The following is a 20,392-nucleotide window of genomic DNA, read 5'->3' on the forward strand; positions in this document are numbered from 1 at the left end:
TCGACGAGTCCGCGCACCGCGCGGAGGCGGGGCGGGTGAGGGCGGATGGATCTGGCGCAGACGGCGGCGGTGGAGGCGCTGCGGGCCGAGGCGCGCGCGTGGCTGCGGACCCACGTACCGGCCCGGCCGCTGCCCTCCCTGGAGACCCGGGAGGGGTTCGCAGCGCACCGGGAGTGGGAGGCGCGGCTGTACGAAGGCGGGTGGTCGGCGGTCTCCTGGCCAAAGGAGTACGGCGGCCGGGGCGCGGACATCTTCGGCTGGCTGGCGTTCGAGGAGGAGTACTGGGCGGCGGGCGCGCCGGGCCGGGTGTCGCAGAACGGGATCAGCCTCCACGCCACGACCCTGTTCGACCACGGCACCGCCGAGCAGCGCTCCCGCCTGCTGCCGCCGATGGCGAGCGGCGCGTGTGTCTGGGCGCAGGCGTGGTCGGAGCCGGAGGCGGGCTCCGACCTCGCCTCGCTGCGCTCGCGCGCGGTGCGCACGGACGGCGGATGGCTGCTGTCGGGGCAGAAGACGTGGTCGTCGCGGGCTGCGTTCGCGGACCGGGCGTTCGGGATCTTCCGTTCGGACCCCGGGGCCGCGAAGCCGCACCACGGGCTCACGTATCTGATGTTCGGCCTGCGAGCGCCCGGCGTCACGGTCCGGCCGGTCGGGCGGCTGGACGGGAAGCCCGCCTTCGCCGAGATCTTCCTCGACGACGTCTTCGTACCGGACGCGGACGTCGTCGGGGAGCCGGGGCAGGGCTGGCGCATCGCGATGTCGGCCACCGGGGACGAGCGGGGGCTCACCCTGCGCTCGCCCGGCCGCTTCCTGGCCGCGGCCGACCGGCTGAACCGACTGTGGCGGGAGGCGGGCGACCCGGCGGACACCGCGCTGCGGGACCGGGTGGCGGACGCGGTGATCGGGGCACGGGCCTACCGGCTGTTCACGCAGGCGTCCGCGTCCCGGTTCGCCGCGGGAGGCTCGGCCGGGGCGGAGTCCAGCCTGAACAAGGTCTTCTGGTCGCGGCTCGACATCGCGCTGCACGAGACGGCGCTCGATCTGCTGGGCGCGGACGCGGAGGCGGCGGATTCGGCGTGGGCCGAGGGCTACGTCTTCGCGCTGGCCGGGCCGATCTACGCGGGGACGAACGAGATCCAGCGCGACATCATCGCCGAGCGACTGCTCGGTCTGCCGAAGGGACGGCGTTGACGGTGTTCCTCCTGGACGACGGGCAGCGGGACTTCGCGCGTTCCCTGGACGCGATGCTGAGCGCGGCCGGCACGGTGGCGGCGGCCCGCGCCTGGGCCGGTGGCGAGCACGGTCCGGGGCTGGCCCTGTGGAAGCGGCTCGGGGACGCGGGCGTGTTCGCACCGGCCGTGCCGGAGGCGTACGGCGGTGCGGGGCCGCTTCCGGTGGAGCTGGCCGTCGCCTGCGTCGAGCTGGGGCGGCACGCGGTGATCGGCCCGGTGGCGGAGAGCGTGGCGGCGGCGGTGCTGCTGGACGCGGTGGGCGGGACGGCGGCCGAGGAGTGGCTGCCCCGGATCGTCGCGGGCGGCGCGCCGGTGACGTTGCTGCTGGAGGGGCACGGGCCGTACGCGCTGGACGCCGACGCCGCCGGGGCGGTCTTCACCGTCGGCGGCGGCGCGCTGCGGCTCGCGCCGGGGCCCGGACCGCTGACGGTCTCGGCCGATCCGGCGCGTCGGCTCTTCACCCCCGAGGCGGGCGGCGACGTGCTCGCGGCCGGGCCGTCGGTGACCCGCGCGGCACGGACGGCGGCCGACTGGGCGGCGTTCGCGACGGCGGCCCAGGCGCTCGGCTGCGGGGAGGAGCTGCTGCGGGCCACGGTGGCGTACGTGAAGCAGCGCACCCAGTTCGGCGTGAGCGTCGGTTCCTTCCAGGCGGTCAAGCACCGGCTCGCGGACACCCTGATCGGCCTGGAGTTCGCCCGCCCGCTGCTGTACGGGGCGGCCCTCGCGCTGGCCGACGGGTCGCCCGGGGCGGGGGCCGCCGTCGCGGCGGCGAAGGCGGCGGCGGGCGAGGCGGCGTACGCGGCGGCCCGCACGGCGCTGCAACTGCACGGCGCGGTGGGCTACACCGAGGAGCTGGACCTGGCCTGGTGGCTGCGCCGGGCCCGGCCGCTGCGGGACGCCTGGGGGACGCCGTCCGCCTGCCGGGCCCGGGTGCTGGCGGGCTGAGGGCGGGCGGAGGGCGGGAGGCGGTAAGCGGGCGGAGCAGGGAGGCGGGAGGCGGGAGGCGGGAGCGGCACCGTACGCGGCGGGGCGGTCCGGGTCGGCCCGCCCGCCGCGGGCGCGGTCAGCCCGCCGGCACCTCGGTGGGCGGCTCGTCGCCGCCGGTGCGGCGCACGGTCCGCAGCGGCCGGTCGGGCCGCCAGGACTGGATGACCAGGGCCTCCCCGTCCAGTGCCGTGCGCACCACCTCGGTCAGCTCGGCGCGGAAGAGGTGGAACGGCTCGGGAGGGGTCGCGTCCTCGACGTAACGGGCGAGGAAGGCGGGGTCCGTGATCTCCACCGCCCGGCCGCTGACGCGGACGTCGCCGTCGTTCATCTCGGCGTCGGGTCCCGGGTTGGCCTGGAGCGCGAAGCGCGGATCGGCCAGCAGGTCCAGGTACTTGCGGGAGTTCGGCATCATGCCGAGCAGGAGTTCACCGAAGCGGAAGTCCGCCTCCAGCCCGGTGACCCGGGGCGAGCCGTCCTTCCGCAGGGTGGCGAGGACGTGGTGCCGGTAGAGCCGGAAGCGGCGGCGTGCGGTGTCGGCGAAGTCGGGCTCGGCCGCGGCGAACCCGTCCCAGGAAACGGTGGTGGGCGAAGTCATGAGCACCATCGAACACGGGAAACCCGACATCCTCCGTCCGGATTCCCCGTCGGCTCACACCTGCGAGAACGTGATCACCACCGCCTGGCCCATCGTGCGCAGGACACCGGGCGACGCCCCCTCGGCCAGCACCGCGTCGTAGCGGTCCAGCCGGAGGTCCGTGCCGTCGATCACGGCCCCGTCGTCCAACGAGACGGCCAGCACCGCGCCGCCCGGCGGCGGCGACAGCCGGACCGTGCCGCAGACCACCGCGGTCTCCGCCCGTGTCCGCGCCCGGCGGTGCATGACGTTGAGGTTGACGACCGGTCCGGACAGCAGGAAGCCCTCGGTCGGCCGGTCGCCGGGGAAGTCGTGGGGCCACAGCGGCTCGTCGACGATGTGGTGCTCGCCCCCGACGAGCAGGTCCATGCCCGCGCCCTCGACCACGGTCAGGGTGCGGTCGACGCCGGGGAAGACGGAGAAGGGCCCGTCGGCGGCGACCTCCGCGAGGCTCACCCGCCAGTCGAAGGCGTCCGGGCCGGCGGCTTCGGGCGCGGTGGCGATCTCGCGGGTGAGCCCGCCGCCGTTACGCCACGGCACGGGCGGACGGCCGGCGGCGCGCAGGACGCGCACGGCCGGCGGAGGTTCCTGCGCGGTGGACGAGCCGGGCATGACGAACCTCCGTGGACTGTGGACTGTGGACTGTGGACTGTGGACTGTGGACTGCGGACCGCGGACCGCGGACCGCGGACCGCGGACCGCGGACCGCGAGCGTAGGGCGTGTCGCGCCGGTCCGGCCACCGCCCCGGCCCCGACGCCCGGCACACCCCGCCCCGGGCGCTCGGTCCCGCCGGGCGGTTCGCTATCTTGATCGCCGCCGCCCTCACCGGCTCCCCCGCCGCAACGCACCCTCCAGTGAAGGAGCCGGCCATGGAGGCCGCCGCCACCACGTGCTACCGCCATCCGTCGTACGAGACCTGTGTGCGCTGCACCCGTTGCGAGCGCCCCGTCTGCCCGGACTGCATGCGCGAGGCCGCCGTCGGCCACCACTGCGCGGAGTGCGTCGAGGAGGGGCAGCGGTCGGTGCGGCGGCCCCGGACCGTCTTCGGCGGCGCGGTGTCCGGGCCCGCCGCGCCGGTGGTCACGTACGTCCTCATGGCGCTCAACGTCCTGGCCTACCTCGCCGAGGTGGTCCGGCCCGAGGTCGTGGACCGGTTCGCGGTGCTGGGCGTGGCCCTGACCGGGCCGGACGGACGACAGTACTACTACCGGGGCGACGCGTTCCACGGGTACACGATGACCGGCATCGCCGACGGCGAGTGGTACCGGCTGCTGACGGGAGCCTTCCTGCACCTGCCGCCGGACACCTCGTTCGGCGTGATGCACCTGCTCTTCAACATGCTGGCCCTGTGGAACATCGGCCGGCAGGTGGAGGGCCAGCTGGGCCGGGTCCGCTGTCTGGCGCTGTACCTGCTGTCCGCCCTCGGCGGTTCTGTCGCCGTGTACCTGCTGGCCCCGGACGACGCGACGGTCGGCGCGTCCGGCGCGGTGTTCGGGCTGGCCGCGTCGTACTACGTCATCAACCGGCGGCTCGGCCGCGACCTGGCGGCCCTCAACCGCTTCCTGGCCGGCTTCCTGCTCTGGATGCTGGTCTCGGCCGCGTTCACGTCGTGGCAGGGGCATCTGGGCGGGCTGCTGACGGGGGCGCTGGTGACGTACGGGCTGGCCTACGCGCCCGCGAAACTGCGGACCGGGCGCGTCCAGCTCGCGGCCGGGTTCGTCCTGCTGGGTCTGTTCGCCGCCGTGGTCGCGCTCAGGACGGCGGCGCTCACCGGCGGCTGAGGCGCGGGACCGGCTCCGGCCGGGGCGCGGGCGGGCTCCCGCTGAGACGCCGGCCGACGGGCCGTCCGAGGCACGGCCCTGCCCCGGACGCGCCACGGCGCCCGCTGAGTCCGGTCGGGGACAGGCAGGCGCCGCGTTCAGTTCCGTACGCCGTTGTACGGGACGTGTGGTGGGGGCTCCCCGGGGCTCGTGGCCCAGGGGTTCCCGGGTGGGTCAGACCAGCAGGGACCGGTCCGTCGGGCGGATCGGCGCGTGCAGGGCACTGGTCCCGGTCAGGAACCGGTCCACACCGCGGGCCGCGGAGCGGCCCTCGGCGATGGCCCAGACGATGAGCGACTGGCCGCGTCCGGCGTCTCCGGCGACGAAGACGCCGTCGACGTTGGTCGCGTAGTGCTCGTCGCGGGCCACGTTGCCGCGCTCGTCGAGCTCCAGGCCGAACTGCTGGACCAGACCGTTGGACTGGTCGGTTCCGGTGAAGCCCATGGCGAGGGTGACGAGCTGCGCGGGGATGCGCCGCTCCGTGCCGGGCTTCTGCTCCAGCTTACCGTCCTTGAACTCGACCTCGACCAGGTGGAGGGCCGCGACGTTCCCGTGCTCGTCGCCCTCGAAGTGGGTGGTGGAGACGGAGTAGACCCGCTCGCCGCCCTCCTCGTGCGCGGAGGTGACCTTGTAGAGCATGGGGAAGGTCGGCCAGGGCTGGTTGGCGTTCCGCTCCTCGCCCGGCTTCGGCATGATCTCCAGCTGGGTGACGGAGGCCGCGCCCTGGCGGTGGGCGGTGCCGACGCAGTCCGCTCCGGTGTCGCCGCCGCCGATGACGACGACGTCCTTGCCCTCGGCGCTGATCGGGGAGACCGTCAGGTCGCCCTCCTGCACCTTGTTGGCGAGCGGCAGGTACTCCATGGCGAAGTGGATGCCGCCCAGTTCGCGGCCGGGGGCCGGCAGGTCGCGGGAGACGGTGGCGCCGGCCGCGATGACGACCGCGTCGTAGCGGCGGCGGAGCTTCGCGGCGTCGACGTCCTTGCCGACCTCCACCTCCGTACGGAACTTGGTGCCCTCCAGGCGCATCTGCTCGATGCGGCGGTTGATGTGCGACTTCTCCATCTTGAACTCGGGGATGCCGTACCGCAGGAGGCCCCCGATGCGGTCCGCGCGCTCGTAGACGGCGACCGTGTGGCCGGCCCGGGTCAGCTGCTGGGCGGCGGCGAGTCCCGCCGGGCCCGAGCCGATGACCGCGACGGTCTTGCCGGAGAGGCGCTCGGGCGGCTGCGGGGTGACGTCCCCGCTCTCCCACGCCTTGTCGATGATGGAGACCTCGACGTTCTTGATGGTGACGGCCGGCTGGTTGATGCCGAGCACACAGGCCGACTCGCAGGGCGCCGGGCACAGCCGCCCGGTGAACTCCGGGAAGTTGTTCGTGGCGTGCAGCCGCTCGGAGGCAGCGGTCCAGTCCTCGCGGTAGGCGTAGTCGTTCCACTCGGGGATCAGGTTTCCGAGCGGACAGCCGTTGTGGCAGAACGGGATGCCGCAGTCCATGCAGCGCCCGGCCTGCTTGCTGATGATCGGGAGCAGCGAGCCCGGAACGTAGACCTCGTTCCAGTCCTTGACGCGCTCGTCCACGGGACGGGTCCGCGCGACTTCGCGTCCGGTGGTCAGGAAGCCCTTGGGGTCAGCCATGGGTCGCCGCCTCCATCATCTTCTCGGTGGTCTCCTGCTCGGAGAGACCGGCGAGCTCAGCGGCGTCCTTGGCGGCGAGCACTGCCTTGTACGTGGACGGGATGATCTTGCTGAAGCGGGTCGCCGCGGTGTCCCACTCGGCGAGCAGCTTCTCGGCGACGGTGGAGCCGGTCTCCTCCTGGTGGCGGCGCACGACGTCGTGCAGCCACTGCCGGTCGGCGTCGGACGGTTCCTCGACGGCGCCGAGGTTGCCCGCGTTGACGTTGTCGCGGTCCAGGTCGATGACGTAGGCGATGCCGCCCGACATGCCGGCGGCGAAGTTGCGGCCGGTCTCGCCGAGGACGACGGCGTGGCCGCCGGTCATGTACTCGCAGCCGTGGTCGCCCACGCCCTCGGAGACGACCAGCGCGCCGGAGTTGCGGACGCAGAAGCGTTCGCCGGTGCGCCCGCGCAGGAACAGCTCGCCGCCGGTGGCGCCGTAGCCGATGGTGTTGCCGGCGATGGTGGAGTACTCGGCGAGGTGGTCGGCGCCCCGGTCGGGGCGGACGATCACCCGGCCGCCGGAGAGGCCCTTGCCGACGTAGTCGTTGGCGTCGCCCTCCAGGCGGAGCGTGACACCGCGCGGCACGAACGCGCCGAAGGACTGGCCGGCCGAGCCGGTGAAGGTGATGTCGATGGTGTTCTCGGGCAGGCCCGCACCGCCGAACTTCTTGGTGACCTCGTGGCCGAGCATGGTGCCGACGGTCCGGTTGATATTGCGGATGGCGACCTGGGCCCGGACCGGCTGGGCGGCCTCGGGGCTGTCGGCTCCGAGCGCGTCGGCGGCCAGCTTGACCAGCTGGTTGTCCAGGGCCTTCGTCAGGCCGTGGTCCTGCTCGACGACCCGGTGGCGGACCGCGCCCTCGGGCAGCTCGGGCACGTGGAAGAGCGGGGCCAGGTCCAGGCCCTGCGCCTTCCAGTGGGTGACGGCCCGGTCGGTGTCCAGCAGCTCGGCGTGGCCGACGGCCTCCTCGATGGTGCGGAAGCCCAGCTCGGCCAGGATCTCGCGGACTTCCTCGGCGATGAACTCGAAGAAGTTGACGACGTACTCGGCCTTGCCGGAGAAGCGCTCGCGGAGCACCGGGTTCTGGGTGGCGATGCCGACCGGGCAGGTGTCCAGGTGGCAGACGCGCATCATGACGCAGCCGGAGACGACGAGCGGCGCGGTCGCGAAACCGAACTCCTCCGCGCCCAGCAGCGCGGCGATGACGACGTCGCGGCCGGTCTTGAGCTGGCCGTCGGTCTGCACGACGATGCGGTCGCGCAGGCCGTTGAGCAGCAGGGTCTGCTGGGTCTCGGCGAGGCCGAGCTCCCAGGGGCCGCCCGCGTGCTTGAGCGAGGTGAGCGGGGACGCGCCCGTTCCGCCGTCGTGGCCGGAGATGAGCACGACGTCCGCGTGGGCCTTGGAGACCCCGGCGGCGACGGTGCCGACGCCGACCTCGGAGACCAGCTTCACGTGGATCCGCGCCCGCGGGTTCGCGTTCTTCAGGTCGTGGATCAGCTGGGCCAGGTCCTCGATGGAGTAGATGTCGTGGTGCGGCGGCGGCGAGATGAGGCCGACGCCGGGCGTCGAGTGACGCGTCCTGGCGACCCACGGGTAGACCTTGTGGCCGGGCAGCTGGCCGCCCTCGCCGGGCTTGGCGCCCTGGGCCATCTTGATCTGGATGTCGTCCGCGTTGACCAGGTATTCGCTGGTCACACCGAAGCGGCCGGAGGCGACCTGCTTGATGGAGGAGCGGCGCGCCGGGTCGTAGAGGCGGTCGGCGTCCTCGCCGCCCTCGCCGGTGTTGGACTTGCCGCCGAGCTGGTTCATCGCGATGGCGAGGGTCTCGTGGGCCTCGCGGGAGATGGAGCCGTACGACATGGCGCCGGTGGAGAAGCGCTTGACGATCTCGGCGGCGGGCTCGACCTCGTCGAGGGGGATCGGGGCCCGGTCGGAGGTGAAGCCGAACAGGCCGCGGAGCGTCATCAGCCGCTCGGACTGCTCGTTCACCCGGTCCGTGTACTGCTTGAAGATGTCGTAGCGCCGGTTGCGGGTGGCGTGCTGGAGGCGGAAGACGGTCTCCGGGTCGAAGAGGTGCGGCTCGCCCTCGCGCCGCCACTGGTACTCGCCGCCGATCTCCAGCGCGCGGTGGGAGGCGGCGATGCCGGACGCCGGGTACGCCTTGGTGTGCCGGGCGGCGACCTCCTTGGCGATGACGTCCAGGCCCGCGCCGCCGATCTTGGTGGCGGTGCCGTTGAAGTACGTCGCGACGAAGGTCTCGTCGAGGCCGACGGCTTCGAAGACCTGGGCGCCGCGGTAGGAGGCGACGGTGGAGATGCCCATCTTGGACATGACCTTCAGGACGCCCTTGCCGAGCGCGTGGATCAGGTTGCGGATGGCCTGCTCGGGCTCGATGCCGTCGATGAAGGTGCCCGCGCGGACCAGGTCCTCGACGGACTCCATGGCGAGGTACGGGTTGACGGCGGCGGCGCCGTAGCCGATGAGCAGGGCGACGTGGTGCACCTCGCGGACGTCGCCGGCCTCGACCAGCAGGCCCACCTGGGTGCGCTGCTTGGTGCGGATGAGGTGGTGGTGGACGGCGGAGGTGAGCAGCAGCGACGGGATCGGCGCCAGCTCGGCGTCGGAGTGCCGGTCGGAGAGGACGATCAGGCGCGCGCCGTCCTCTATGGCGGCGTCGACCTCGGCGCAGATCTCCTCGATCCGGGCGGCGAGCGCGTCGCCGCCGCCGCCGACCCGGTAGAGGCCGGCGAGGGTGGCGGCCTTCATGCCCGGCATGTCGCCGTCGGCGTTGATGTGTATCAGTTTGGCGAGCTCGTCGTTGTCGATCACCGGGAAGGGCAGCGTGACGCTGCGGCAGGCCGCGGCGGTCGGCTCCAGGATGTTGCCCTGCGGGCCGAGCGAGGAGCGCAGCGAGGTGACGAGCTCTTCGCGGATGGCGTCCAGCGGCGGGTTGGTGACCTGGGCGAAGAGCTGGGTGAAGTAGTCGAAGAGGAGCCGGGGGCGCGCGGACAGCGCGGCGATCGGCGAGTCGGTGCCCATGGAGCCGAGCGGCTCCCCGGCGGTGCGGGCCATCGGGGCGAGGATGACGCGCAGCTCCTCCTCGGTGTAGCCGAAGGTCTGCTGGCGGCGGGTGACCGAGGCGTGGGTGTGCACGATGTGCTCGCGCTCGGGCAGGTCGTGCAGCTCGATCTCGCCGGTCTCCAGCCACTCCTGGTACGGCTGCTCGGCGGCGAGGGACGCCTTGATCTCGTCGTCCTCGATGATGCGGTGCTCGGCGGTGTCCACGAGGAACATCCGGCCGGGCTGGAGACGGCCCTTGCGGACGACCTTGGCCGGGTCGATGTCCAGGACGCCGACCTCGGAGGAGAGCACGACGAGGCCGTCGTCGGTGACCCAGTAGCGTCCGGGGCGCAGTCCGTTGCGGTCGAGGACCGCGCCGACCTGGACGCCGTCGGTGAAGGTCACGCAGGCCGGGCCGTCCCAGGGCTCCATCATCGTGGCGTGGTACTGGTAGAACGCGCGCCGGGCGGGGTCCATGGAGTCGTGGTTCTCCCACGCCTCGGGGACCATCATCAGCACCGCGTGCGGGAGGGAGCGTCCGCCGAGGTGGAGCAGTTCCAGGACTTCGTCGAAGGACGCGGAGTCGGAGGCGTCCGGGGTGCAGACGGGGAAGATCCGGTCGAGCTTCGCCCGGCCGTCGTGTCCGTCGCCGGGAGCGTCGAACAGGTCGGAGGCGAGCTGGGACTCGCGGGCCTTCATCCAGTTGCGGTTGCCCTTGACCGTGTTGATCTCGCCGTTGTGCGCGACGAAGCGGTAGGGGTGTGCCAGCGGCCAGCTCGGGAAGGTGTTCGTGGAGAAGCGGGAGTGGACCAGGGCGACCGTGGTGGCGAAGCGGCGGTCGGAGAGGTCGGGGAAGAACGGCTCCAGCTGCCCGGTGGTGAGCATGCCCTTGTAGACGATGGTGCGCGAGGAGAGCGAGGGGAAGTACACCCCGGCCTCGCGCTCGGCCCGCTTGCGCAGGACGAACGCCTTGCGGTCCAGGGCGATGCCGGTGCTCGCGCCGTCGGCGACGAAGACCTGGCGGAACTCGGGCATGGTGAGGCGGGCGCCGTTGCCGAGGAGGGCGGGGGCGACGGGGACCTCGCGCCAGCCGAGGACGGTCAGGCCCTCCTGGGCGGCGATCTCCTCGACGCGGCGGACGGCGTCGGTGGCGTCGTCCGACGGGAGGAAGGCGATGCCGACGGCGTAGGAGCCGGCCTCGGGGAGGTCGAAGGAGACCTCTTCCCGGAGGAAGGCGTGCGGGACCTGGAGCAGGATGCCCGCGCCGTCGCCCGAGTCGGGCTCGGAGCCGGTGGCGCCGCGGTGTTCGAGGTTGCGCAGTACGGTCAGCGCCTGCTCGACCAGCTCATGGCTGGCCACACCGGTCAATGTGGCCACGAACCCGACGCCGCAGGCGTCGTGCTCGTTACGGGGGTCGTACAGCCCCTGCTGGGCGGGGCGACCGTCCATGGGCGACCAGGCGTCGATACGCATCGGCTCTCCCGTCGTCGTCGTGGCATATGCAGTGCCGAGGGACGACGTTGGCCCTCTGCGAAATTTCGTGCAGGTTACATGATGGGGCGCTTCTCAAGAAGCGGAAGGCTTGTTCCAACATGCGGACACTGTGGTGACCGGAAGTGACCGGATGACCGGAGGGTGGGTCGCAGTCGGAAGGATCAGCGCCCGGGAACCGCAGAGAGCAGGCGTCGTTGCCTGCGGTGTCTGAGGCTCATGCCCGGTGGCAACGGAATCGAAACCGCCAGGTAACGGCTACTTATGTGGAGCCCTGCATAGAGACTCACCTTAGGTCCGGAGCCAGGCTTCCGCCCAGTGTGCGCGACCACGACGTACGTCACACGGCGCACGGCCCCCGCCCGTCCCGGACCACCGCGCCGCGCCGTCCCGCGCACCCGGCGGACGGGTCCCGGCCGTCGCGGTCAGCCGCCGACCGCCACCCCGAACAGCATGCCCAGCCCGTACGTCACCGCCGCGGCCGCGCCGCCGAGGACGAGCTGGCGCAGTCCGCTGAACCACCAGGTGCGGGCCGTCACCCGGGCCACCACCGCACCGCAGGCGAAGAGACCGGCCAGCGCGAGCAGCACCGCCGGCCACAGCGCGCTCGCCCCGAGCAGATAGGGCAGCACGGGCAGCAGCGCGCCCAGCGCGAACGCGCCGAAGGAGGAGCCGGCCGCCACCAGCGGCGAGGGCAGGTCGCCGGGGTCTATGCCCAGCTCCTCGCGGGCGTGGATCTCCAGGGCCTGCTCCGGATCGCGCGAGAGCTGCCGGGCCACCTCGCGGGCGAGCGGGGCGTCGACGCCGCGGGACTCGTAGAGCGCGGCCAGCTCGGCCATCTCGTCCTGCGGGTGCTTGCGCAGTTCGCGGCGCTCGACGTCCAGCTCGGCCTCGACCAGTTCGCGCTGGGAGGCGACGGAGGTGTACTCGCCGGCCGCCATGGAGAACGCGCCGGCCGCCAGCCCCGCCAGCCCCGTGATCACGATCGCCTGGTGCGAGACCGAGCCGCCCGCCACGCCCGTCATCAGGGCGAGGTTGGAGACCAGTCCGTCCATGGCGCCGAAGACGGCCGGGCGCAGCCAGCCGCCGTTGACGTCCCGGTGGGTGTGGTTGTCCCGGTGCGCCTCGTGCAGTACGGCGTCGGTCTCGATGATGGCCACGGCTCGCGTCTCCCCACGCTCGGTCGGCGAGGCTCCCGCCCCGCCCCTGTGATCGACAGAGCTGCCGACAGAGTCATCGACAGAGTTATCGACAGATTCAAAACTTCGACGCCGTCCAAATTACGCCGGACGAAGGCGGCCCGCCAGCAAGGCAGGCCATGCTTACCACCGCTCTGACCAGGGAGAAGAGCTGGCCCCGAGGAATCGATCATGTCATCCGACTGGCCCTTTTCCGGCGGATTCCTGCCGCTGTCCCGGCTCCGCGTGGGACGGATGGGACAGGGACCGGAAACGGCCCCGCCCCACGAGCGAAGGGCGACGCGATGAACACGGCCGTCGGCGATGACCGGGCCAGAGGCGCACTGCTGGGACTGGCGGTCGGGGACGCGCTCGGCGCTCCGGCGGAGAACCTGCGGCCCTCCGAGATCCGCCGCCGCTGGGGGCGGATCGAGGGCTTCGTGAGCGAGGACCCGGCGGGGACCGACGACACGGAGTACGCGATCTTCTCCGGGCTGCTGCTGGCCCGGCACGGCTCCGCGCTCACCGTCTCCCACGTGGAGCGGGCCTGGCACCACTGGATCGCCGACCTCGACGAGGGCCCGTTCCGGGGAGCCGGGTTCAGCGAGCGCGGCACCCTGGAGAACCTGCGCCGGGGCCTGGCCGCGCCGATCTCGGCCCAGCACCGGCACGCCTGGAGCGACGGGCTGGCGATGCGCGCCGCGCCGTTCGGCGTCTTCGCGGCCGGGCGGCCCGCCGAGGCGGCCCGGCTGGTGGCGGTGGACGGCCGGGTGAGCCATGAGGGCGAGGGGATCTACGGCGGGCAGGCGGTGGCGGCCGGGGTGGCGGCGGCGATGGTCGGTTCGGGGCCGGCCTCGGTGGTCGCGGCGGCGCTGTCGGTGGTCCCGATGGACTCGTGGACGGCCCGCTCGCTGCGGCGGGCGGTGGCGGCGGCGCAGCGCCCGTACCCGGACCGGCTGACCAGGGAGCGGGCCGTGCGCTCGGCGGTGGTGATCGCCGGGTATCCGTGGACCGACCTCGCGCCGGAGGCGGTGGGCCTGGCGTTCGGCGCGTTCACGGCGGCGCGCGGCGGCTTCTCCGACGCCGTGCTGACGGCCGTGAACATGGGCCGCGACGCGGACACGACGGCGGCCGTGGCAGGGGCCCTGGCCGGGGCGCTGCACGGGGCGAGCGCCATCCCGCCCGACTGGGCCTCGGCGATCGGACCGGTCCGGGGCAGCTGCCTGCCGTCGATGCGCGGCTACCACGTGCTGGACATCGCGGAGCTGCTGACCCCGGAGGACCCGGACGCCCAGGGCGGGCCCCAGGAGCGCGGCGGTGGCCGCGAACGCTCGGCGGTGGCGGCCATGGCCTCCGTGGCGGCGGCCTTCGAGCCCGTACGGGAGGACCGGCGGTGACGGCCGCGAGCGGGATGGGCCGGCCGGCCGGCGCGCCCGCCGCCGGTCCGCGTCCGCCGGTCGCCGGAGCCTCGCGGCGGGCCCGGATCGAGGGGCTGCTGCTCGGACTGGCCGCCGGGGACGCCGCCGGGTGGCCCGCCGCGCGGCACCGGGCGGCCCGGATGCCGGAGTGGACCCGGCGGCTCACCCGGGAGCTGGACACCTTCGCCGAGCAGAACGCCACCACCACCCTGCCGGTGCCGATCGCCCTCAACCAGCCGCCCGAACCGCTGCGGCTCGGCCCGTCCGACGACGCCGAGTGGGCCGCGTTCGCCGCCCGTACGGTGCTGGCGGCGGCGGCCGACGGCGCGGTGGGCCTCTCCTCCGGACGCCGGATGCGCGACGCGGTGGACCGGGCCTGGAACACGCTGGCCGCCGCGGTCGCCGCCGCCAGCGCGCGGGCGCCCGAGGTCGAGGCGGCGGTACTGCCGCTGCGCGCCCGGATCTCGGTCCGGGCCGGGCTCGGCAACCTCGCCGCCGGGCTGCGCCCGCCCGCCACCGGGCACGACAACCCGCACTACTTCGACGACGCCGCCTGCGTACGGGCCGCCGTGCTCGCCGTGGTGCACCCGGGCGATCCGCGCGCCGCCGCCGCGCTCGCCGAGTTCGACGCCCGCTACACGCAGGACGGCGACGGGGTGCACGGCGCGCGGGCCGTCGCCGCCGCGATCGCCGAGGCGCTGGCCGGAGCGGACGTCGAGCGGGTGGTGGACGCGGCCCTGGCCCAGCTGCCCGAGGGCACCGAGATCGCCCGCAACGCCGTGCACGCCGTCCGGCTGGCCCGGGAGTTCGCGGACGAGCCGGCCGGAGCGTTCGCCCTGGTCCCGGTCCTGGAGCACCAGATCGTCGACCATGTCTACAGCTACGGGATCGCGGCGGCGGAGACCGTGCCGGTGGCGCTGGCCCTGACCACCGCCGCACGGGGCGAGATCGCCCAGGCGGTTCCGGCGGCGGCCTGCCTGTCCCGGGTCGCGGACTCCGCGCCCGCCCTGGCCGGGGCGCTGACCGGGACGATCGGGTCCGTCTCCGCCGTGCCGGCGGGCTGGCGCGAGACCTGCCGGACGCTGGCGGGCTGCGCCCTGCCCCGGCTCGCGGGCACGGACCTGATCGAACTCGCCGGGCTGCTGGCAGACACGGAACCGGTCCTCCCGGGTGGACAATTCCGGCATGACGCCCACAACGGCCGCGACAGCAGCCCCCTCGACCAACCGGCGGAGCCCCGGCACGCCCGGACTCGATGAACGCATCGCCCGAGCCCTCGTCGGGGCCGCCGTCGGCGACGCCCTCGGCGGCCCGGTCGAGGGCTGGAGCCCCGAGCAGATCGCCGAGCGCCACGGCGGCCGGGTGACCGGCGTCGTCGGCCCGTGGCACGGCGACGACTGGCGCACCGCCCGCCCCGTCGCGCCGTACCACAAGGGCGACGGGCACGTCACCGACGACACCCTGATGACGCACGCGCTGGTGCGCGTCTACGACGCGGTCCGCGACCACCTCGACGCGTACGACATCGCCGACCGGCTCGTACCGGACCTGATGTCACCCCGCTGGATCCCGGAGCTGGAGGCCGAGGCGCTGCCCCTCCAGCGGATCTTCCTGGCCGAGAAGTGGCTCGTCGCGCGGCTGCACTACGGGCACGTCGACCCGCGCGAGGCGGGCTCCGGCAACATCGTCAACTGCGGCGCGGCGATGTACATGGCCCCGGTCGGCCTGGTCAACGCCGCCCACCCGCGGGCCGCGTACGCCGAGGCCCTGGAGATCGCCGCCCCGCACCAGTCCTCCTACGGGCGGGAGGCCGCCGGCGTCTTCGCCGCGGCCGTCGCCGCCGCCTGCCTCCCCGGCGCAACGCCCGCCTCCGTGGTCGACGCCGTCCTCGCCCTGGCCAAGGACGGCACCCGCGCCGCGATCGAGGCGGTCTGCGACGAGGCCGTACGCCACGACTGCTTCGAGTCGGCGCTCGCCCCGCTGCGCGCCGCCGTACGGCCCTTCGACACGGTCGGCCCCGACTACCGCGCGCCCTCGCTCGGCGCCCGCCGCCCCTCCCGGCTGCACTCCGTCGAGGAACTGCCCGTCGCGCTCGGCATGGTGCTCGTCGGCGGCGGCGACTACCGGCGCACGGTGCTCGGTTCGGTCAACTACGGGCGGGACTGCGACTCCATCGCCACGATGAGCGGCGCGATCGCGGGCGCGCTGGGCGGCGAGGTCCCGGAAGACTGGACGGCCGCCGTCGCGGAGGCGAGCCGGCTCGACCTGCGCGCCCCGGCCCGCACCCTGGCCGCCGTGGCCCGCGAGGTCTTCGCCCGGGACGCCGCCCGCCGCCGAGACCACGAGGCGGCCTTCACGGCACTGGCCGGTGAGCGGTGACCGTCCGGCTCACCTGGGTGCAGCCCGAGGACCTGATCGGGCACGAGCTGCGGCAGGCGGCGCTCGACGGCCGGGACGCGCGGGCGGTCGAGGAGCGGTGGTACGCCGCCGGGGGCTCGGCCGCGCCCCGCCGCGCGGGGGCCGGCGAACCGCCCGCGCCGCCCCGGCTGCGCGCGCTGGCCGGTGAACTGCTGGACGAGCTGGCCCTGCTGGAATCACCGCTGGCGGCCGACGAGCCCACCGCTCTGCCCGCGATCATGGCCGCCTGCCCGCACTGGCCGGGCCCGCCCGCGACCGCGCCGCCCGTCGGCCGGGAGCGGCTGCACGCCGCCTGGCTGGGCCGGGCGGCCGGCTGCCTGCTGGGCAAGCCGGTCGAGAAGCTGCCGCTCGCGGCCGTCCGGTCCCTGGCCCGCGCCGCGGGAAACTGGCCGCTCAACGGCTACTTCACCGCCCGCGGCGTCCCCGCCGAACTGCTCGCCGCCCACCCCTGGAACCGCCGCTCCGCGACCACCTCGCTGGCCGAGAACATCGACGGGATGCCGGAGGACGACGACCTGGACCACCCCCTGCTCACCCTGCTGCTGCTCCGGCGGCACGGGCGCGCCTTCACCACCGACGACCTGGCCCGGCTCTGGCTGGACGAACTCCCGGCCGGGCGCGCCTTCACCGCCGAGCGCGTCGCGTACGGCAACCTCCTCGCGGGCGTCGAGCCACCGGACACGGCCCGCCGACGCAACCCGTTCCGCGAGTGGATCGGCGCCCAGATCCGGGCCGACGTGCACGGCTGGACGCGTCCCGGCGATCCGGCCGGGGCCGCCGCCCAGGCCCACCGCGACGCGGTCCTCACGCACACCGGCAACGGGGTCTACGGCGCGATGTTCACCGCCGCCGCTCTCGCCGTCGCGGCCGGCGGCGAGAGCGACGTGCACGGCTGCCTGGCGGCCGGGCTCCGCGTGGTCCCGCCGCGCTCCCGCTACGCCCGCGCGATCCGCCTGGGCATCGACGCGGCCCGTGCCGAGGCGGATTTCGACACCGCGGTGGACCGGCTGCACGCCGTCTACGACGACACCCACCACTGGGTGCACGTACTGCCCAACGCGGCGCTGCTCGCCGCCGCCCTCACCCACGCCGACGGCGACTTCACCGGGTCGATCGGCCGGGCGGTGAGCGGCGGCTGGGACACCGACTCCAACGGCGCCACGGCGGGCTCGCTCGCCGGGCTGCTGGCCGGCCGGCCCGACGCCCTGCCCGAGCACTGGACCGCGCCGCTGAAGAACCGCCTCGCCACCTCCGTGCGCGGCTACGACCGTACGGGCTTCGACGCCCTCGCCGAACTGACCCTCCAGGAGGCTCTGCGCCCATGATCCGAGACCGCGCCGGTATGCCCCCGGCCGCCGGACCCTTGACCGGCCCGGAGCCCGCCGGACCCCTGACCGGCCTGAAGGTCGTCGACCTCGCCACCCTGTTCGCCGGACCGCTCGCCGCCACCATGCTCGGTGACTTCGGCGCCGACGTGATCAAGGTCGAGCATCCCCGCCGGCCCGACCCCTCGCGCGGGCACGGGCCGGCCAAGGACGGCGTCGGCCTCTGGTGGAAGCTACTCGGCCGCAACAAGCGCAACCTCACCCTCGACCTGTCGGCGCCCGGCGGCCGGGACGTCCTGCTGGAGCTGGCCGCCGGGACCGACGTGATCGTCGAGAACTTCCGGCCCGGCACCCTGGAGCGCTGGGGGCTGGGCCCCGAGGAACTGCACGCGGTCAACCCGCGCCTGGTGCTGGCCCGGGTCACCGGCTTCGGCCAGTTCGGTCCGTACGCCCACCGGCCCGGCTTCGGCACGCTCGCCGAGGCGATGAGCGGCTTCGCGGCGATCACCGGGGAGCCGGACGGGCCTCCGACCCTGCCGCCGTTCGGGCTCGCCGACTCCATCGCGGCGCTCGCCACGGCGTACGCGGTGATGGCCGCGCTCGCCGGGCGGGAGAGGACCGGGCGGGGGCAGGTCGTCGACCTGGCGATCATCGAGCCCATCCTGACCGTGCTGGGCCCGCAGCCGCTCTGGTACGACCAGCTCGGCTACGTCCAGCCGCGCACCGGCAACCGCTCCCGCAACAACGCCCCGCGCAACACCTACCGCACCGCCGACGGCCACTGGGTCGCCGTCTCCACCTCGGCGCAGTCCGTCGCCGAGCGGGTCATGCGGCTGGTCGGCCGGCCGGAGCTGATCGAGGAGCCGTGGTTCGCGGCGGGCGCCACCCGGGCCGAGCACGGCGAGGAGCTGGACGCGGCGGTCGGGCACTGGATCTCCCGGCACGACCGCGACGAGGTGCTGGACGCGTTCGAGAAGGCGGAGGCAGCCGTCGCGCCGATCCACGACGTACGGGAGGTGATGGAGGACCCGCAGTACCGGGCGCTGGGCACCCTCACCGAGGTCGACGACCCGGAGCTGGGGCCGCTGCGGATGCAGAACGTCCTCTTCCGGCTCTCCGGGACGCCCGGCGCGATCCGCTGGGCCGGCCGGCCGCACGGCGCGGACACCGAGGAGATCCTGACCGGGCTCGGCCTCACCGGGGCGCGGATCGCCGCGCTGCGGGACCAGGGGGCGCTGTGACGGCGGGCGCGGCGGCCGGCCGGCCGCCGCTGACCTGGCTGTACGTTCCCGGCGACCGGCCGGAGGTGGTGGCCAAGGCGCTGGGCTGCGGCGCGGACGTGGTGATCGTGGACCTGGAGGACGCGGTCGCACCGGACCGCAAGGAGTACGCGCGCGCCGCCACCGCCGACCTCCTCGCGGACCCGGTCACGGCCTCGCCGGACGCGGTGCCGGTCCACGTCCGGGTGCACGGCGAGGACGACGTGCGGGCGCTGGCCGGGCTGCCGGGCCTGTCCGGGCTGCGGCTGCCGAAGGTGACGCACGCGGTCTCGGTGCACCACGTCGCGGCGGTCGCGCCGGGCGTGCCGCTGTATCCGCTGCTGGAGTCCGCGCTCGCCGTCGAGCACGCGTACTCCATCGCCACCGCCCACCCCGACGTCCGGGGCGTCGCCCTGGGCGAGGCGGACCTCCGGGCGGACCTGGGCGTACGGGAGGACGCGGGGCTCGACTGGCCGCGCAGCCGGATCGTGGTGGCGGCGCGGGCGGCCGGGCTGCCGCCGCCGGCGCAGTCGGTCTTCCCGGACGTAGTGGACCTCGACGGGCTGTGGACGTCGTGCGGGCGCGGCCGGACGCTGGGGATGCTCGGCCGGGCCGCGATCCATCCGCGGCAGCTGCCGGTGATCGAGCGGGCGTTCCGGCCGACGGACGAGGAGATCGAGGCCGCCGAGGAGATCGTGGCGGCCTCGGCGGTGGAGGAGGGTGCGCTGGCGCTGCCGGACGGGCGGTTCGTGGACGCCGCCGTGGTGGCGTCGGCGCGCCGGACGCTCGCGATCGCCGGGCGGGCCTGAGGAGTCGGGCCCGCCCGGCGATCGGGGGAATGCGGAGTGCGCCCGGGGGCGCGGGCGGTCAGCTCTTCTCGGCCGCGCCGGCGGTGGTGCCCTCGCCGGGCGCGTCCTTGGCGAACGGATCCGCTCCGGGCGCGTCCTTGCCCAGGGCGGCGTCCGCGTCGGCGTCCGTCGCGTCCGGGGCGCTGTCGGCTCCGGCGGCCCCGTCCTTCCCGTCCTTCCCGGCGGGGACGGCGTCCCGGTCGGGCTCGACGATCTCCTCGCGCCCCGGGCGGAGCTTGGCGGAGACCACTATGTACACGACGGCGAGGACGAAGACGACGATCGCGGTCCACACGTTCAGCCGCAGGCCGAGGATCTGGTGCGCCTCGTCGACGCGCATGTACTCGATCCAGCCGCGGCCCGCGCAGTAGGCGGCGACGTACAGCGCGAAGGCCCGCCCGTGGCCGAGCCGGAAGCGGCGGTCGGCCCAGATGACCAGCAGCGCGACGCCAATGCACCACAGCGACTCGTACAGGAAGGTCGGGTGGTACGTCCCGGCGGCCCGGTTCGGGCCCTCGCTGATCTCCAGCGCCCAGGGCAGGTCGGTGGGCTTGCCGTACAGCTCCTGGTTGAACCAGTTGCCCCAGCGGCCGATGGCCTGCGCGAGGGCGATGCCGGGGGCCAGCGCGTCCGCCCAGGCGGGCAGCGGGATGCCCCGGCGGCGGCAGCCGATCCAGGCGCCGACCGCGCCGAGGGCGATGGCGCCCCAGATGCCGAGGCCGCCCTCCCAGATCTTGAAGGCGTCGACCCAGTTCTCGCCGTCGCTGAAGTACAGCTGGTAGTCGGTGACGACGTGGTAGAGCCGGCCGCCGACGAGGCCGAAGGGCACGGCCCAGACGGCGATGTCGGCGACGGTGCCGGCTTTGCCGCCCCGGGCGACCCAGCGCTTGTTGCCGAACCAGACGGCGACGAAGACACCGATGATGATGCAGAACGCGTAGCCGCGCAGCGGGATCGGGCCGAGATCGATCACGCCGGTCGACGGGCTGGGAATGAAGGCAAGGTTCATGACGGGGTCGACGCTACCCTGCCGGGCGGTGGGT

At 74.3% G+C, this 20,392-nt stretch carries 15 protein-coding genes; 9 read left to right on the top strand and 6 right to left on the bottom strand.

The genetic code is table 11. The annotated features are described in order from the left end of the window. Positions 1-45 precede the first annotated feature (45 nt). The gene (locus EES43_RS06090) at positions 46-1,191 is read left to right on the top strand and encodes an acyl-CoA dehydrogenase family protein (protein WP_124267750.1); all 1,146 of its coding nucleotides are present in this window, start codon (positions 46-48) and stop codon (positions 1,189-1,191) included. A 53-nt stretch (positions 1,192-1,244) separates the two neighbouring features. Beyond that, on the top strand, positions 1,245-2,177 hold the full coding sequence (locus EES43_RS06095) for an acyl-CoA dehydrogenase family protein (RefSeq protein ID WP_124271811.1): 933 nt from the start codon (positions 1,245-1,247) through the stop codon (positions 2,175-2,177). Between the two features lie 118 nt (positions 2,178-2,295). Here EES43_RS06095 and EES43_RS06100 read toward each other — a convergent pair whose 3' ends face one another. Further along, on the bottom strand, positions 2,296-2,823 hold the full coding sequence (locus EES43_RS06100) for a pyridoxamine 5'-phosphate oxidase family protein (protein ID WP_124267751.1): 528 nt from the start codon (positions 2,821-2,823) through the stop codon (positions 2,296-2,298). A gap of 45 nt (positions 2,824-2,868) precedes the next feature. Further along, positions 2,869-3,465 (bottom strand): HutD/Ves family protein, encoded by a 597-nt coding sequence (locus EES43_RS06105; RefSeq protein ID WP_124267752.1) that lies wholly within the window; start codon positions 3,463-3,465, stop codon positions 2,869-2,871. 258 nt (positions 3,466-3,723) lie between these two features. Between EES43_RS06105 and EES43_RS06110 the strand changes: the two genes are divergently transcribed. After that, positions 3,724-4,635, top strand: a complete 912-nt coding sequence (locus tag EES43_RS06110) for a rhomboid family intramembrane serine protease (protein ID WP_124267753.1) — start codon at positions 3,724-3,726, stop codon at positions 4,633-4,635. A gap of 213 nt (positions 4,636-4,848) precedes the next feature. On the opposite strand, the gene EES43_RS06115 is transcribed toward EES43_RS06110, so the two are convergent. The 3 genes from EES43_RS06115 to EES43_RS06125 all read right to left on the bottom strand — a co-directional run bounded on the left by EES43_RS06115 (position 4,849) and on the right by EES43_RS06125 (position 12,063). Next, positions 4,849-6,309 (bottom strand): glutamate synthase subunit beta, encoded by a 1,461-nt coding sequence (locus EES43_RS06115; RefSeq protein WP_124267754.1) that lies wholly within the window; start codon positions 6,307-6,309, stop codon positions 4,849-4,851. Continuing rightward, positions 6,302-10,885 carry a glutamate synthase large subunit gene (gene gltB, locus EES43_RS06120; RefSeq protein ID WP_124267755.1) on the bottom strand — a complete coding sequence of 1,528 codons (4,584 nt, stop codon included), beginning with the start codon at positions 10,883-10,885 and terminating at the stop codon, positions 6,302-6,304. Before gltB ends, EES43_RS06115 begins: the two co-directional genes overlap by 8 nt. A 443-nt stretch (positions 10,886-11,328) precedes the next feature. Then, entirely contained in the window at positions 11,329-12,063 is a 735-nt protein-coding gene (locus EES43_RS06125; protein WP_124267756.1) for a VIT1/CCC1 transporter family protein, read from the bottom strand. Between the two features lie 323 nt (positions 12,064-12,386). On the opposite strand from EES43_RS06125, the gene EES43_RS06130 reads away from it, so the two are divergent. Genes EES43_RS06130 through EES43_RS06155 form a run of 6 tightly spaced genes read left to right on the top strand, consistent with a single transcriptional unit; the run spans position 12,387 to position 19,310 of the window. Then, a complete protein-coding gene (locus EES43_RS06130; protein WP_124267757.1) occupies positions 12,387-13,478 on the top strand; it encodes an ADP-ribosylglycohydrolase family protein in 1,092 nt (363 codons plus the stop codon). Positions 13,479-13,492: 14 nt separating this feature from the next. Next, on the top strand, positions 13,493-14,758 hold the full coding sequence (locus EES43_RS06135) for an ADP-ribosylglycohydrolase family protein (RefSeq protein ID WP_124271812.1): 1,266 nt from the start codon (positions 13,493-13,495) through the stop codon (positions 14,756-14,758). After that, positions 14,685-15,878 carry an ADP-ribosylglycohydrolase family protein gene (locus EES43_RS06140; protein ID WP_124267758.1) on the top strand — a complete coding sequence of 398 codons (1,194 nt, stop codon included), beginning with the start codon at positions 14,685-14,687 and terminating at the stop codon, positions 15,876-15,878. The genes EES43_RS06135 and EES43_RS06140 overlap by 74 nt, the downstream gene beginning before the upstream one ends. Then, positions 15,875-17,242 (top strand): ADP-ribosylglycohydrolase family protein, encoded by a 1,368-nt coding sequence (locus tag EES43_RS06145; RefSeq protein WP_124267759.1) that lies wholly within the window; start codon positions 15,875-15,877, stop codon positions 17,240-17,242. The genes EES43_RS06140 and EES43_RS06145 overlap by 4 nt, the downstream gene beginning before the upstream one ends. 17 nt (positions 17,243-17,259) lie before the next feature. Then, positions 17,260-18,483: a CaiB/BaiF CoA transferase family protein gene (locus EES43_RS06150; RefSeq protein WP_124271813.1), complete on the top strand. Its 1,224-nt coding sequence runs from the start codon at positions 17,260-17,262 to the stop codon at positions 18,481-18,483. Beyond that, a complete protein-coding gene (locus tag EES43_RS06155; RefSeq protein ID WP_124267760.1) occupies positions 18,480-19,310 on the top strand; it encodes an HpcH/HpaI aldolase/citrate lyase family protein in 831 nt (276 codons plus the stop codon). Before EES43_RS06150 ends, EES43_RS06155 begins: the two co-directional genes overlap by 4 nt. A gap of 58 nt (positions 19,311-19,368) precedes the next feature. Here EES43_RS06155 and lgt read toward each other — a convergent pair whose 3' ends face one another. Further along, complete coding sequence (gene lgt, locus EES43_RS06160; protein ID WP_124267761.1) at positions 19,369-20,358, bottom strand: prolipoprotein diacylglyceryl transferase; 990 nt, start codon at positions 20,356-20,358, stop codon at positions 19,369-19,371. Positions 20,359-20,392: the final 34 nt, after the last annotated feature.

Origin of the sequence: Streptomyces sp. ADI96-02, assembly GCF_003846185.1 — a bacterium.
Lineage (GTDB): Bacteria > Actinomycetota > Actinomycetes > Streptomycetales > Streptomycetaceae > Streptomyces.

Bases quoted from the DNA above. Each gene is read 5' to 3' on its own strand.
- EES43_RS06090 (WP_124267750.1), top strand. From the start codon at position 46: ATGGATCTGGCGCAGACGGCGGCGGTGGAGGCGCTGCGGGCCGAGGCG.
- EES43_RS06095 (WP_124271811.1), top strand. From the start codon at position 1,245: ATGCTGAGCGCGGCCGGCACGGTGGCGGCGGCCCGCGCCTGGGCCGGT.
- EES43_RS06100 (WP_124267751.1), bottom strand. From the start codon at position 2,823: ATGGTGCTCATGACTTCGCCCACCACCGTTTCCTGGGACGGGTTCGCC.
- EES43_RS06105 (WP_124267752.1), bottom strand. From the start codon at position 3,465: ATGCCCGGCTCGTCCACCGCGCAGGAACCTCCGCCGGCCGTGCGCGTC.
- EES43_RS06110 (WP_124267753.1), top strand. From the start codon at position 3,724: ATGGAGGCCGCCGCCACCACGTGCTACCGCCATCCGTCGTACGAGACC.
- EES43_RS06115 (WP_124267754.1), bottom strand. From the start codon at position 6,309: ATGGCTGACCCCAAGGGCTTCCTGACCACCGGACGCGAAGTCGCGCGG.
- gltB (WP_124267755.1), bottom strand. From the start codon at position 10,885: ATGCGTATCGACGCCTGGTCGCCCATGGACGGTCGCCCCGCCCAGCAG.
- EES43_RS06130 (WP_124267757.1), top strand. From the start codon at position 12,387: ATGAACACGGCCGTCGGCGATGACCGGGCCAGAGGCGCACTGCTGGGA.
- EES43_RS06135 (WP_124271812.1), top strand. From the start codon at position 13,493: ATGGGCCGGCCGGCCGGCGCGCCCGCCGCCGGTCCGCGTCCGCCGGTC.
- EES43_RS06140 (WP_124267758.1), top strand. From the start codon at position 14,685: ATGACGCCCACAACGGCCGCGACAGCAGCCCCCTCGACCAACCGGCGG.
- EES43_RS06150 (WP_124271813.1), top strand. From the start codon at position 17,260: ATGCCCCCGGCCGCCGGACCCTTGACCGGCCCGGAGCCCGCCGGACCC.
- lgt (WP_124267761.1), bottom strand. From the start codon at position 20,358: ATGAACCTTGCCTTCATTCCCAGCCCGTCGACCGGCGTGATCGATCTC.